The sequence below is a fragment of the Arthrobacter sp. P1_B4 genome (assembly GCF_056406555.1).
Genome location: NZ_JBFTZW010000006.1, coordinates 52,039 through 65,911 on the forward strand (window position 1 = coordinate 52,039; position 13,873 = coordinate 65,911).

The 13,873-nt window shown below is 68.4% G+C and carries 13 protein-coding genes; 4 read left to right on the plus strand and 9 right to left on the minus strand.

The features are described from left to right. Nucleotides 1-34: 34 nt before the first annotated feature. Nucleotides 35-2,938, minus strand: a complete 2,904-nt coding sequence (locus tag AC1D1W_RS04650; protein WP_476943067.1) for a S1 family peptidase — start codon at nucleotides 2,936-2,938, stop codon at nucleotides 35-37. Nucleotides 2,939-2,962: 24 nt separating this feature from the next. Then, nucleotides 2,963-3,700, minus strand: a complete 738-nt coding sequence (locus AC1D1W_RS04655; RefSeq protein ID WP_476943068.1) for a tyrosine-protein phosphatase — start codon at nucleotides 3,698-3,700, stop codon at nucleotides 2,963-2,965. Nucleotides 3,701-3,853: 153 nt separating this feature from the next. On the opposite strand from AC1D1W_RS04655, the gene AC1D1W_RS04660 reads away from it, so the two are divergent. Continuing rightward, nucleotides 3,854-4,690, plus strand: a complete 837-nt coding sequence (locus AC1D1W_RS04660) for an SGNH/GDSL hydrolase family protein (RefSeq protein ID WP_476943069.1) — start codon at nucleotides 3,854-3,856, stop codon at nucleotides 4,688-4,690. Here the strand turns inward: AC1D1W_RS04660 and AC1D1W_RS04665 are convergent. The 6 genes from AC1D1W_RS04665 to AC1D1W_RS04690 all read right to left on the minus strand — a co-directional run bounded on the left by AC1D1W_RS04665 (nucleotide 4,687) and on the right by AC1D1W_RS04690 (nucleotide 9,516). Beyond that, the gene (locus AC1D1W_RS04665; RefSeq protein ID WP_476943070.1) at nucleotides 4,687-5,310 is read right to left on the minus strand and encodes a GNAT family N-acetyltransferase; all 624 of its coding nucleotides are present in this window, start codon (nucleotides 5,308-5,310) and stop codon (nucleotides 4,687-4,689) included. The two genes, AC1D1W_RS04660 and AC1D1W_RS04665, sit on opposite strands and share 4 nt — an antisense overlap. 32 nt (nucleotides 5,311-5,342) lie before the next feature. Next, entirely contained in the window at nucleotides 5,343-6,245 is a 903-nt protein-coding gene (locus AC1D1W_RS04670) for a 3-hydroxyacyl-CoA dehydrogenase family protein (protein WP_476943071.1), read from the minus strand. Nucleotides 6,246-6,247: 2 nt separating this feature from the next. Further along, complete coding sequence (locus tag AC1D1W_RS04675) at nucleotides 6,248-7,045, minus strand: enoyl-CoA hydratase/isomerase family protein (RefSeq protein WP_476943072.1); 798 nt, start codon at nucleotides 7,043-7,045, stop codon at nucleotides 6,248-6,250. Continuing rightward, nucleotides 7,045-8,256, minus strand: coding sequence for a thiolase family protein (locus tag AC1D1W_RS04680; protein WP_476943073.1), 1,212 nt, complete (start codon nucleotides 8,254-8,256; stop codon nucleotides 7,045-7,047). The genes AC1D1W_RS04675 and AC1D1W_RS04680 overlap by 1 nt, the downstream gene beginning before the upstream one ends. Nucleotides 8,257-8,365: 109 nt before the next feature. Continuing rightward, the gene (locus AC1D1W_RS04685; RefSeq protein ID WP_476943074.1) at nucleotides 8,366-9,043 is read right to left on the minus strand and encodes a pentapeptide repeat-containing protein; all 678 of its coding nucleotides are present in this window, start codon (nucleotides 9,041-9,043) and stop codon (nucleotides 8,366-8,368) included. After that, nucleotides 9,043-9,516: an SRPBCC family protein gene (locus AC1D1W_RS04690; RefSeq protein WP_476943075.1), complete on the minus strand. Its 474-nt coding sequence runs from the start codon at nucleotides 9,514-9,516 to the stop codon at nucleotides 9,043-9,045. The genes AC1D1W_RS04685 and AC1D1W_RS04690 overlap by 1 nt, the downstream gene beginning before the upstream one ends. Nucleotides 9,517-9,691: 175 nt before the next feature. Between AC1D1W_RS04690 and AC1D1W_RS04695 the strand changes: the two genes are divergently transcribed. The 3 genes from AC1D1W_RS04695 (at nucleotide 9,692) to AC1D1W_RS04705 (ending at nucleotide 11,687) form a co-directional block, all read left to right on the plus strand. After that, a complete protein-coding gene (locus tag AC1D1W_RS04695; protein WP_043435744.1) occupies nucleotides 9,692-9,868 on the plus strand; it encodes a CsbD family protein in 177 nt (58 codons plus the stop codon). 102 nt (nucleotides 9,869-9,970) lie between these two features. Continuing rightward, nucleotides 9,971-10,744 carry a dienelactone hydrolase family protein gene (locus AC1D1W_RS04700; RefSeq protein WP_476943076.1) on the plus strand — a complete coding sequence of 258 codons (774 nt, stop codon included), beginning with the start codon at nucleotides 9,971-9,973 and terminating at the stop codon, nucleotides 10,742-10,744. Between the two features lie 85 nt (nucleotides 10,745-10,829). Then, on the plus strand, nucleotides 10,830-11,687 hold the full coding sequence (locus AC1D1W_RS04705; protein WP_476943077.1) for a prephenate dehydratase: 858 nt from the start codon (nucleotides 10,830-10,832) through the stop codon (nucleotides 11,685-11,687). A gap of 42 nt (nucleotides 11,688-11,729) precedes the next feature. Here the strand turns inward: AC1D1W_RS04705 and AC1D1W_RS04710 are convergent, their stop codons facing one another. Next, the gene (locus AC1D1W_RS04710) at nucleotides 11,730-13,643 is read right to left on the minus strand and encodes an FAD-binding monooxygenase (protein ID WP_476943078.1); all 1,914 of its coding nucleotides are present in this window, start codon (nucleotides 13,641-13,643) and stop codon (nucleotides 11,730-11,732) included. Nucleotides 13,644-13,873 lie beyond the last annotated feature (230 nt).

The following is a 13,873-nucleotide window of genomic DNA, read 5'->3' on the forward strand; positions in this document are numbered from 1 at the left end:
GGCTTTCCGGCGAGCCCGGGCTTGGAGCCCCCGGCTAACGCACCGCCCGGCGCCGGCCGAACGCCACGAAGGCCGCGCCGAGCAGCAGGACACCGGCGCCGAGACCCGCCAAGGGCAGGAGCCCGCCTGCGCCCGTGCTCGCTAGCTGGCCTGTGGTGCCCGACGTGTTGCCTGGTGCCGTGTTGCCTGGTGCCGTGTTGTCCGGTGCTGTGCYGCCCATAATGACGGAGGTGTCCGACGGCGGGGCGGGAGCTTGCACCGGTTTGACCGGTCCGGCGGGAGCCCCGGCCGGGTTGGCGGGCTGTTGCGGGACCGCCGGCTGGCCAGGCGTTGCCGGCTGCACGGATCCCGTTGTCCCGGCTGGCGGCCCGGCCGGAGTTTCCCCGGAAACGGGCGCGGCGTCGACGCTGAACGCCACGGCGGCCGGCGGCGATGCGGCGCCGTCAATGCTTTGCGTCACGGTCAAGGTGTGCGCACCGGCGGCCAGTTCCGCGGGGAACGTGACACTCCACCGGGCACTGCCGGCCAAGGTCTGCGCGGTCCCGGGCTCGAGCGCGGCATTGCCCGCTCCGAAACCGGAACCGGCCTGCACGGAGTCCACGGCCACCCCGTCCACAGCCACGGCCACGCCGGCACCTCGAAGGGCCGTGCCAAAGATGGTGGCTGGCAGGGCGTCCTGTCGCAGGTGTTGGCCGTCCCTGAGGTTCGACACCGCCGGAGCCGGCGGAATGACGGTGTAGGTGCGGGTCGCCGCGGGACTGTCCATTTCTCCGGGGGCCGTGAGCACTGCCGTGACCGAAATTTTTCCGAAGACCGGCTGATCGGCCACGTTGATGCTCCAGCGGCCGTCTGCGTCGACGAGCCCGGTCCCGGTGAAGTCGCCGGAGAGCCGCACCGTGCCTCCGGCTTCTCCGGTGCCCTCGATGGTTTCGATGGCGGTGAGTCCCGGGCCGTCCGGCTGGCCGTCCACCGGTGAGGTGATGGCCGGAGCCGCGAGGCGGGAGACATCGACGGACAGGGCGACGGCGCCGGAGCCGCTGAAGCCGTTCACGGTCTCAGCCGAGAACTTGAAGGGCCCGGCCAACGACGGTGCAGGGAGCTGCCAGTTTCCCGACGCGTCGACCGGTACTTCCAGGGGCTGGCCGTCCTTCTGGCCTGAGGTCTGGCCTGGTTTCTGGTTCAGGACGGTGATGCGGACCTTGGAATTCGGAGCCACCACGGAGGCCGGACCGGCATCGATGTGCCCGGTAATCGGCTCACCGGCCGTGACGGTTCCGTTGGAGGCCGCAGCGAGCGCTGGCTTGGCCAGGAACAGTTGCAGTTGGACACCGCCGGGGACCTGGCCCATGGCGTCCTCGAGGCTGGTCGCGATGGCCCGCGTCTGGACGCCCTGATCGGTACTTTCCGCCCCCGTGTGCAGCCCGACGGCGAAGTTCCCGCTGATCCACGGGCCGCCGGAGTCCCCGCCGCCGGAGGTGACGGACGTTGAGTCGAAGCCCCGGACCGCCCGGAGATCGTTGTCATAATCGGGCGGTAGTGAATTTGGCCCAACCATGGCCCAGATGCCGACCGAGTCCACCGTGCCGCATCTCCACCCGGTGGTCCGGCCGGACCGGCACACGGGCTGGCCCTGGAAAGGAGCCACTGTTCCCACAATCTTCACGGACGTCGGCCCCGGGTCGGAGGGCTTGTCCCATCGGGTGACGGCGGGCTGGAGGTCCAGGCCGCTCCTGATGCCGTGGAGGACGGCGATGTCCGTGCCGACGTTGGTGCCGTCCGGCGCAACTTTGGAATTGCCGGTGCCGCCGAACTGGCTGAACCCGAAGGTGCCCAGGATCCCGGCGGCCGCGCCAGAACCTGCACCCCCGGCCGCTGGCGCCCCTGCCGGATTTTCGATCTCGGCCTGCTTCGCGGAGCCGTCACCGGCGCAGTGCCCGGCGGTCAGGACCAGAGGCTCGCCCGCGGGGCTGAAGGCCCCGAACCCGGCCGAGCACAGGGCTAGGCCGTCAACGATGTAGCCCTGGCCGCCAAAGTAGTCCTCCTCGGTGGTGATCCGGGATCCTTGTTCCAGCGTCACGTTGGCGTAGCGGGCCACGAATTCGCCCGCGGACATCTTCGGCACCGGGCCCGGAGCTTTCGCCGGCTGCACACCCGTGCCGGAGGCGGGAACAGCGGCGGCGGGAACAGCGGCGGCGGGAACAGCGGCGGCGGGAACAGCGGCGGCGGGAAGGGCGTCGGCAGCCGGAACGGACTGCGCCGTGTTGGTGCCGCCGGTGCGGATGACAAAGTGGCCGTCTGTGTAGGTGACAGCCTGCAGCCCGGCGGCCCCGACCTCGCGGACATAGGCCTCGAACAGTTGCTGGGTGCTGGAGGCCAGCAGCTCCGCGGCTGACGGGACAGCGGCGGCGGCCGCGGGGGCGGCAAGCAGGAAGTCGGCCGGGCCGGACCCGTTCAGTTCGGCCACGCGGGCCCGGAGTTCGGCGCCGCTGCCTTCAACCGCGATCTTGCCGCCGGCGAGGCTGATCCCCACATAGCCGGGAAGCGCACGCAGGGAGGGCGCGGCGTCGGCGGCCCGGCGGGCAAGCGCACCGGCGGCGTCGAATTCCGCGAGGGTCATGCCAAGGTCCCGCCGCACGGCCTCGGCGAGGCCGGCGTCGCTGATCGGCGTCACGGACGGCACCGGAGAAGAACCGGCCAAAGGCGCGCCAGCCGGGACCGCCGTCGGGACCGCAGACACAGCCGGGACCGGGACCGCCGTCGAAACCGGCGTCGCGATCGCCGACGCAGCCGGCGCCGGGTCTGCAGGGACTGGGGCGGGGGCGTTGGCTTCGGCCATGGCCGGGACCGCGGTCAGCGCAAAGGCAGGCACGGTACCGGCAAGCGCAATCGCGAGGGCAGCGGCGGCCCGCACCATCGGCTGGAACTTCGGAGTCTTCACTGGCCTACCCTAACTGCGCCCACCCTATCGGTCGAGCTTTCCGAGGATGGCCGCGAGCTCCGGGGTCGTCACGCCGTGGCGGAAGAGGTAGTCCGCGGTGTTGAGGGAGCGGACAAATTGCAGCAGGCTCTTGCCCCGGGATTCCAGCAGGGGCACCAGCACGTTCTCAGGCAAGAAACGCTCGTGGGGATGCGGGACGGCGGCGTGCCGGAGGTGCTCGTTGATGCCCCGCATGGAGCGCTGGTAGCCGCTCACAATGGCCTCGTCGCTGTCACCGGCGAGGTCCTGGAGCATCGCGGCGATCATGCCGCTCCGGTCCCGCCCCGCGGAGCAATGGATGACCACACCGCCCTCCGCGGCGGCCACCGCCTTGAAGACCCGGGCCAGCAGGTGCGGGAACAGCCTGGCGTTGTCCGCATAACAGGAGGGGTCGTTGAGGTACGGCACGCAGAGCTCGCGGAATTCGCGGTTGTCCGGGTCTTCGGTGGGGGCCAGCACGACGTCGAAACCGGCCAGGGCCTCAGCCCGCACCGGCGGATCGGTCTCCCGACGCCGGATTTCGGCTTCGTTGCGGAGGTCGATGACGGTCCGGATGCCCCGGCGGTGCACCTGCCGCCAGCCGGACTCGGTGAGCCACTCCCGCCGTCCCATGCGGAACACGTCCCCGGCCACGTGCCACGCGTTGACGGCCCCCTCCCACTCCACGGTTCCGGGCACCGCCTGCCCCTTGGCTTGGCCCAGGGGCGCTGCAGGAATCATCATCCAGAAAGCTAAGCACACGCACCGGCGCGATCCGCGGCAGGATTCACAAACGTTATACACAATGGGACCATTGGCATGGTGCGGGGTTAACGCTTCGCAACACCTTTTTCACGGCACGGGCGCTGAACCCAGGGTGCCACTGAGGAGAACACCATGGGACCTCTGAAACTACGACGCCGGCGGACCGCTCTGGCGGCCGGTCTCGCCGCCCTGGCCATGGCGGCCGGTGTGGCGGCGGTACCGGCGGAGGCGGCGGACAGGACCCGGTACGTCGCGCTCGGAGACTCCTATGCCGCCGGGCTGGGGGCGGGGCCGTACCTGGATGATTGCTACCGCAGCGAGAACAGCTATTCCGAACTCGCTGCCCACACGAAGACCATCAAACTCGTCGCCAACGCGGCCTGCAGCGGCAAGACGACCCAGGACGTCGTCAACACCCAGCTCAGGCGGCTGACCAGGACCACCGGGCTCGTCACCATCACCGCCGGCGGCAACAACCTCCGGTTTGCGGAAATCCTCGCCTCCTGCGGCGCCGCCATGGTCAATCCCGCTGCGGGGCCGCTGTGCGATGCAGCCAGTGCCTACGCCGAGGGCCAGATCTCCAGCCATCGGCTGTCCAGCGACGTGACAGCGATGATCCAGCGCGTGAAGGCTGCGGCCCCCAACGCCAAGGTTGTAGTGACGGGCTACCCCTACCTCTACGATCCGGTCGCGCCCGGCCAGGCTGATCCGATGTCCCGGTTCATCTACAAGGCCACGGTCCTGGCGGACGGCCTGAACGGCTCCATCGCCGCCGCCGCCCGGGCCACCGGAGCTGAGTACGTCGATGTGCGGGCCGCTTTCGCAGGTCACGGCGTGAACTCTGCGGCCCCGTGGATCAATTTCAGCCGTACGGCCCTCGCCAGTCCCGAAAACTTCCACCCGAACGCCCGGGGATACGAGGCGTACTTCGCATCGCTTAACGGGGCCAAGGCCTACTCGGCACGCTAGCGCCGCTTGGCCAGCCGGGCTTCGAGGGAGTTCCGGACCATCGGCCATTCATGTTCCAGGATGGAATACACCACGGTGTCCCGCAGCGCCCCGTCGGCGCTGCGCGTGTGGCTGCGGAGCACGCCGTCCTGTTTGGCCCCCAGCCGCGTGATCGCCTCGCGGGACTGGTGGTTGAGCCAGTGCGTCCGGAACTCGACGGCGGGGCAGCCCAGCGTCTCGAAGGCGTGCCGCAGCAGCAGCAACTTGGAGTCCGGGTTGCTGCCGCTGCCATGCGCGGACGCCGCGTTCCAGGTGGAGCCGATCTCCACCCGGGGCGTGGCGGCGTCGATGTTCATGTAGGTGGTCATGCCGATCACCCGGCCCGGCCCGCCCGTGGCGGGGTCCAGCAGCCGCGTGGTGAAGGGCAGCATGGCGCCGCTGTCCCGCAGGGCCAGGCGACGCTCAATCTCGGCGGCCATGTGCTGCGGGGCGGGCACGCTGGTGTACCAGAGGTGCCACAGCTCGCCGTCGCGTGCCGCCTCGACAAGGCCGTCATGGTGGTCCTGGCTCAGCGGCTCAAGGACGACGTACTTGCCGGTCAGGGTGATGGGCGCAATCGCGGGGCGGTCCAGGGAGGTCACCGCACCATCCTAGGGGCAGGCACGAATGCCGGTCACTTGGTCCAGTCGAAGAAGCCCTTGCCGGACTTGCGGCCCAGTTCGCCGCGGGCGACCTTGTCGCGGAGGATCTGCGGCGGAGCGAAACGGTCACCAAGCGTGGACTGCAAGTACTCCGCGATGCCGAGGCGCACGTCCAGGCCCACAATGTCGGTGGTCCGCAGCGGTCCCGTGGGGTGCTTGTAGCCCAGCACCATGGCGTTGTCGATGTCTTCCGCGGTGGCCACGCCCTCTTCCACCATGCGCATCGCTTCGAGGGCGATCGCGACGCCCAGCCTGGAGGAGGCGAAGCCGGGCGCGTCGTTGACCACGACGGCGGTCTTGCCGAGCGCCTCGACCCACCCGCGGGCGGCCTGGGCCAGGGCGTCGGAAGTCTGCTCGCCGAGGACCACCTCGATGAGCGTCGACGCCGGCACCGGGTTGAAGAAGTGCAGGCCCAGGAAGTTCTGCGGCCGCTTCAGTTCGCGGGCCAGACCGTTGACGGAGAGCGAGGACGTGTTGGAGGCGAGGTAGGCGCCGTCGGCGAGCCGTTCCTCGATGCCGCGCAGCGCGGTGATCTTCAGGTCCCAGTCCTCCGGAACGGCCTCGACCACAAGCTGCCGGCCGACGAAGTCGTCGTAGTCCACGGTGACCTCGAGCCGGGAAACGATCTCGTCCAGGTTCCCGTCCACGGCGCCGCGCTCAATGCTCTTGGCGGCGGCGGACTCGACCCGCTCCCGGGCGGCCTCGGCCGACGCCTCGTCGCGCTCGACGACCACGACGTTGGCTCCGTTGATCAGGAAGGCGTGGGCGATGCCTGCGCCCATGCGGCCGCCACCGAGGACTCCCACGGAGTGGGGAAGGTTGCTGTTGGGAAGATCACTGGCGGGAAGGTTGGCGGGGAGTGCGGAGTTGCCCATGTCTATTTCTGCTTCCCTGATTCTTTGGCTGACTTCTTTTCTGATTTCTTATCCAGAAAAGCCTGCATACGGTCGAACTTGGCCTGGGATTCGAAGAGGATCCCCTGTGCCAGCTGGTCAATGAGGGGATGCGCCTCGGCCGGGGCATGGAACACGGATTTGGTGATCCGGACGGCGAGCGGATCCTGCGTGGCAATCCGGTCGGCGACGCTGTGGGCCGCGGCCATCAGATCGGACGGGTCATGGATTTCGGTGATGAGATTGACCGCGAGGGCACGTTCTGCGCGCAGCACGGAACCGGCGAGCAGCATTTCCTTGGCGACGGGCTCCCCCACGAGTTCCTTGAGGCGCCAGCTGGCGCCGGCGGCGGCCAGGATGCCGAGTCCGGTTTCGGGATTGCCGATCCGGACGGACGGGGTGCCGATCCGGAAGTCGGCGGCGTACGCCAGTTCGGCGCCGCCGCCGAGGCAGAAGCCGTCCAGTGCCGCGATGACGGGCATCGGCAGCTTGGCAATCCGGACGAAAATGGTGGAATTGATGCCCTGCAGGGCATCGTCGCGGCGGCGTTCGCGCAGCTGGCCGATGTCGGCGCCGGAGGCGAACACCCCGTCCGTGCCGGCGATGATGAGGACTTTGGGGTGCCGCTCGAGATGGGCGCAGACGGTGTGGAGTTCATCGACCATCTGCTGGTCGATCGCGTTGCGGACCTCGGGGCGGTTGAGCACCACCACCACGCGGTCCTCGCGCTCTTCGACCAGGAGCGTGCCGAAGCCAGCCGGGTCGAGGGCCGGGGCCGCCACTAGACGCGCTCCAGCAGCATGGCCGTGCCCTGGCCGACGCCGATGCACATGGTGGCGAGGCCGATTTTGGCGTTTTCGCGTTCCATCCGGCCCAGCAGTGTGATGGCGATCCGGGATCCGGAGGACCCCAGCGGGTGACCCAGGGAGATCGCGCCGCCGTCGCGGTTCACGATCTCCGGGTCGAGGCCGAGCCGGCGCATGCTGGCCAGGGACTGGGTCGCGAACGCCTCGTTGAGCTCGACGGCGCCGAGGTCCTCGACGCTGAGCCCGGAACGGGCGAGCACCTTCTGGGTGGCCGGGACCGGGCCGATGCCCATGATCTCGGGCTCGCAGCCGGCTGAGGCGCCGTCGATGATGCGGGCGCGGGCCGTGAGGCCAAGCTTCTGGATCGCGGCCTCCGAGGCAACGATGATGGCGGAGGCGCCGTCGTTGAGGGTGGAGGAGTTGCCGGCGGTGACGATCGAGCCGCCCTTGACTACCGGCCGGAGCCCGGCGAGGACGTCCATGCTGGTGCCGGCGCGGGGGCCCTCATCGGTGTCCACCACGGTCTCGCCCTTGCGGGTCTTGACGGTCACGGGGACGATTTCCTCGGCGAAGCGGCCGGCGGCGATGGCGGCCAGGGCGCGTTCGTGGGAGCGGACGGCGAAGGCGTCGGCGTCCTCCCGCGAGATGCCGTCAACCCGCCCCACTTCTTCTGCCGTCTCCGGCATGGAGTAGGTCATTTTGCCGTCCCGGGACAGCTCGCCCTTGGTGAACTGGGGGTTGACGAAACGCCAGCCGATGGAGGTGTCGAAGATTTCGCCCGGTTTGGCGAAGGCGGTCCGGGGTTTTTCCTGGACCCAGGGGGCGCGGCTCATGGATTCGACGCCGCCGGCGATCACGATGTCCGCGGCGCCGGACTTGATCATGTGGCTGGCCATGATGATGGCGCTGAGCCCGGAGGCGCAGAGCCGGTTCACGGTGATGCCGGAGATGTGGAGGGGCAGCCCGGCAAGGAGGGTGGCCATGCGGGCCACGTTGCGGTTCTCTTCGCCGGCACCGTTGGCGTTGCCGAGGATGACCTCGTCGATGGTGTCCGGATCGATGCCGGCGCGGGCCACAGCCTCGCGGACTACCAGTGCGGCCAGGTCATCGGGGCGGACTGCGGAGAGGGCGCCGCCGTAGCGGCCCACGGGAGTGCGGGCGCCGCCAACAAGAAAAGCCTCGACCATGAGAACATCCTTCACCAAGAAAGCGGGGCCGGCAGCAGAGTAATTTACCGACCGTTCGTTCTATAAAGATTACACGGCGGAGCAAGGGGGTCAACCGGATGCCGCCGGATTACGCGACGACGACGCCCAGATGAGCCGCGAGCAATGGAGCGAGCAGGGTGAGCTGGTGATCGTCGACGACGAGGCCGGACAGACTGCCCAGACCGCTGATGGTGCGGAAGTCGGTGCCCCGGAGGTCGAAGTCCTTGAGCCGGGCTCCGGTGAAATCGAGGGTGCCGATCGTGCAGTTCTTCAAGGCGACGCGCGTGGCGGTGCAGGAGCCCAGATCCAGCTCGTTAATGATGCAGTCGCTGATCTGCACGTCCGTGAGCTTGGATCCGCGCAGGTTCACGTAGTCGAGTTTGCCGCCGTCGATCCGCACGGACTGCCAGCCGCTTTCATAGAGCTCCGCCGATCCCCAGCGGGGGTTGCCGATCTCGACATCCCGCAGGCTGGTCCGGGCCGCCATCAGCACCGGGGCGTATGTCTCGGTCAGAATGCAGTCACGGAAAGTCGCGCCCCGCAGCTGCGTCTCATTGAAGGACACCCCGGTGAATTCGCACTCGGCAAAGTCCGTACCGCCCAGGTCCAGACCGTCTGCCGATGCGCGGCTGTAGCGGACGCCGTCGTACCGAACACCCCGACGGAACTCCGGGGCAGGGTCGTCCTGCAGATCCCCGGGCCGGACCGGCGCGAGCCGGGGGGCGGTGACCTTGGGGGTTTTCTCCGCCGCGGTGCGCCGGACCATCACTGGCACTCGGCCTTGGCCGCGATGTCCGCCAGGTCTTTTGCAAGCGCCTTGCGGGTGATGCGCATCCCGAGCGGACCGAACACGGTGAGCATGATCCTGCTGAACCGGGTCGGTTTGATGACTTCGGCGCCAAAGGTCAGCGTGAGGTCGGTTCCGCCGCCGCGCTCGGCGAGCGCGAACCTGGTGGTGTAGCCGGCGCCGCCCTGGAGGGCCTTCACGGTGGTGCTGCCGCCCCGGCCGTTCGACGGCGCCTCGGACTGGGCAACCCACATCTCCACCGTTTCCGCGCGCCCCATCATGGTGCGGGTTTCCTTCCAGCGGGTGCCCACGGCATAGGGTCCGTCGGTGAGCATCTGGATCGATTCGACGCCGGACAGGGTCGCGGCAGATCCGGGAATGTCCGACACCACCGCCCAGACCGCGTCCGCCGGAGCCTTGATGTGCTGCGTGAGAGTGGTCGTGTGGTCCATGACGTCGAGCCTAGCCCGCAGGCCGGGGGGATTTCATCCTTTTGCGAACCGCCCCGCCGCTGCCGCGGACGACGCTCCGGAGAATTACCCCGCGAGACCCCTTGAATTAGTAAGCATGCTTTGTGTTAGGCTGATCGGACAGTATTTTCAACCGGAACGAAAGGTGGCCTACACCATGGGTGTCGGAGACAAGATTCAGAACGAAGCAGAGCACCTCGGCGGCAAGGCCAAGGAAACTGCCGGAAACGCCACTGGCAACGACCAGCTGCGCGCCGAGGGCCAGAAGGACCAGGTTGTAGCCGACGCGAAGAAGGTCGGCGAAAACGTCAAGGACGCCTTCAAGAAGGACTAGTCCCTAGAACGTTGGCGGCGCCGGATCTTCCTTTGGGGGATTTCCGGCGCCGCTTTTTTGTGCCCGTGCAAGAATGGCCCCACAGCCGACGGAGGGGTCAGCATGGCACGGACACACGCAGGACGCGATAAGCCCGCCACCCGGGATCTCAGCAATACCGACCTCAGCCGGTCCGGCGCCGCCGCCGGCGGTTCCCCGGCGCTGCGCGGCTACCTGGCGACGCCGCAGGGCGAGGGGCCGTTTCCCGCGGTCCTGATGGTCCATGAGGCGTTTGGCCTGGACGACATCACCGTCCGCCACGCCGACCGGATGGCGGCGGCCGGGTACCTGACACTGGCCGTTGACCTGTACAGCGACGGCGGGGCGCGCCGCTGCCTCGTCGCCACCATGCGCGCGCTGTCCGCGGGCGAGGGCCGGGCCTTCACCGATCTGGCCGCCGCCCGGGACTGGCTGCGCGAAACCGGCCGGACCACCGGCAAGATCGGCGTCATCGGCTTCTGCATGGGCGGCGGCTTCGCCCTGCTGCTGGCCAACGACGGCTTCGACGCCGCCGCCGTCAACTACGGACGGCGCCCGAAAGACCCCGGGGAGGCCCTCGCCGGCGCCTGCCCGATCGTGGCCAACTTCGGTGGCCGGGACCGCACCCTGCCCGGCGAAGCGGCGAAACTCGCGGCCGTGCTCGACGGGCTGGGCGTGGAGAACGACGTGAAGGAGTTCCCGCACGCCGGGCACGCCTTCCTCAACGACGTGGAGACCGGGCCGAAGGTGCTGCGGCCGCTCATGCGGGTCATGGGCATCGGCCCGGATCCGGAATCGGCCCCGGAAGCCTGGCAGCGGATCGAGGACCACTTCGCCAAGCATCTGAACCCCAGCTGAGTCGCAGCAGGGGCTTTTGGTCCTCAAACGGCCCTGCCGCGACTTACTTGGGTGAGAGGGCGCCCGGCGTGAAACCATACGGAGCATGGCCCAGAAGATTGCGTACCAGGGTGAACCGGGCGCCAACTCCAATATTGCGTGCATGCAGATGTTCCCCGAACTGGAGAGCGTTCCCTGCGCGAGTTTCGAAGACGCTTTTGAACTGGTGGCTGTCGGCACCGCCGACCTGGCCATGATTCCGATCGAAAACTCCATTGCCGGCAGGGTGGCCGATATCCATGTGCTGCTGCCACAGTCCGGGCTGCAGATCGTCGGCGAGTATTTTCTGCCCATTCACTTCGACCTGCTGGGCATCCCGGGCAGCACCATCGAGGCAGCCACCGAGGTCCACAGCCACCTCCACGCGTTGGGGCAGTGCCGGCGGCTGATCCGCTCCGCCAGCCTGCGCCCCGTGATCGCCGGCGATACCGCCGGGTCCGCCCGCGAAGTGCGCGACTGGAACGATCCCACAAAACTGTCGCTCGCTCCTCCACTCGCGGCCCAGCTCTACGGCCTGGAAGTGCTCGCCTCCGCCGTCGAGGATGACCCTTCCAACACCACGCGGTTCGTGGTTCTGGCACGGGAAGAGCCGCTGCCGGCCCGGGACATCCTGTCCGGACCGGCAGTCACCAGCTTTGTATTCCGTGTCCGGAATGTCCCCTCAGCCCTCTACAAGGCGCTGGGAGGATTCGCCACGAACGGGGTGAACATGACGCGGCTGGAAAGCTACATGGTAGGCAATGAATTTGCGGCCACGATGTTCATGGCCGACGTCGAGGGGCACCCCGAGGATTTGCCGCTCAGCCTGGCGCTGGAGGAACTGGAGTTCTTCACCACGGAGGTGCGCATCCTTGGCGTCTACCCCGCCGCGGAATACAGGTCCAGGCAGGCGGCCGGCCTCTGACCGCCAGCCTGGACAAACCTTGCGAAGAAGGCCACCCCACGGTCACACCGCCGCGGCCCGCCCTGCCCGCAGCAGGGGTGCGAAAAACGCGGCAAGCTCCGCCGTCGCCGTCAGCGGCAGGACGTTGGCCACGTACTGGTCCGGGCGCACCACCACGATGACGCCGCCGCGGTCGATGCCGCGCAACTCAAAGATGTCCGCCGCCGGGTCGGTGCCGTAGACCTTTTCGAGGTAGGGGAGCCTGAACGGCCCCACCTCCGGTTTGAACACCGCGGGGACGTTGCCGATGTCGATGCCCGTGTGATCCTGCTGGTAGATCACCTTCACGTCGAACCAGACATCACGGTCGGACCCCGCGGGGGTGGCGGCGAGCGGCGAGTCCGGCGCGGCGGCCAGCCACGCGGCGAGGTCCGAGGCGGGCGACGGGACGCCCGCCTGTTGTCCTGGCGCCGCCTGGTCCGCGAAGACGTAGATGCGCCAGCGGCCGTCCGCCGTGGCCTGGTGGCCGAGCTGGACCGGGTTGGTGTCGCAGACCCGCACAACGGGCGCGGACTTGAAGCGCTTGCCGACGGGAAAGCCGGTGGCCAGCTGCTGGTGCGTCGCCTCGGCGACGACCATCGACGGCGAGTACTCGGTCATGAAGCCGGCAGGAAACTCGGCGGTGCGCACGTAGAAGTCCTCGAGCTCGGAGGGGTTTTCAAACTCCTCGGGCTTCTTCGCCATGAGCGTCGACCACACCTTGTCGAAGTCGATCAGGTTCTTCGCGACCACCTGCCGCTCGGCCGAGTACGTGGACAGCAGGCTCTCCGGGCTGCGTCCCTCCAGCACGTGGCCGAGCTTCCAGCCGATGTTGAAGCCGTCCTGCATGGAGACGTTCATGCCCTGGCCGGCCTTGGCGCTGTGCGTGTGGCACGCGTCGCCGGTGATGAACACTCGCGGCGTGCGGGTGCCCAACTCCTCCGGGAGGACGTCGTCGAACCTGTCGGTAAGACGGTGGCCCACCTCGTACACGCTGTGCCAGGCCACGTTGCGCACGTCGAGCGTGTAGGGGTGCATGATCGCGTTGGCCTTGGCGATGATCTGTTCGATGGTGGTCTTGCGGACCGCACCGCGGTCGTCCGCGGCGACCTCGCCGAGATCGACATACATGCGGAAGAGATGCCCGCCCTCGCGCGGGATCAGCAGGATGCTGCCGCCGTCGTGGGACTGGATGGCGCACTTGAGCCGGATGTCGGGGAAGTCCGTGGAGGCGAGCACGTCCATGACGCCCCACGCATGGTTGGCCTGGTCGCCCGCCATGGTGCAGCCGATCGAGTCGCGCACCTTGCTGCGGGCGCCGTCCGCGCCCACCACGTACTTGGCCCGCACGACGCGCTCCCGCCCCTCGTCAGGACCGGCGGTGTGCGCCAGCGTCACGGCGACCGGGTACTCGCCCTCGCCGGTGACCTCCAGGCCGCGGAACTCCAGCCCATAGTCCGGGCTCATGCGGCTCGGGGACATGGCCATGAACTCGGCGAAGTAGTCGAGCACGCGGGCCTGGTTGACGATGAGATGCGGGAACTCGCTGATCCCGCCCGGGTCATCGAGGGTGCGGGCGCTGCGGACGATGTTCGAGGGGTCCGCGGGATCCGGCTTCCAGAACGCCATCTCCGTGATGCGGTACGCCTCGGCGATGATCCGCTCGGCGAAACCGAAGGCCTGGAAGGTCTCGACGCTGCGGGCCTGGATGCCGTCGGCCTGGCCGATCGCGAGCCGGCCCGGCCGGCGTTCCACGATCCGGGTGGTGACGCCCGGGAACTGGGACAGCTGGGCCGCGGCGAGCATGCCGGCAGGGCCGGAGCCCACGATCAGCACATCAACCTCGTCGGGAAGCTGCGTGGGCCGGTCGATGCCGGTGCCGGCGGCCGGCTGGACCCGCGGGTCACCGGATACGTAGCCGTGGTGGTGGAAATGCACGGGCTTTCCTCACTTCGTTGTGTGGCGGCCTGTCGCCGGCTTAGTGTGTTCGATATTAGAACGTGACGTTCGATAATAGAATTTCGGTCCCTGATCCAAAACTGTACGTCAGATATGACGCAGGTTACAAGTGCGCCAGATGGTCCCGGCAAATACCCCCGCAAACATCCCCGCGCAAGGGGTTGACGCTCCCCGATTCCCGGTCCATAGTGTTTCGTATACGATTTCGT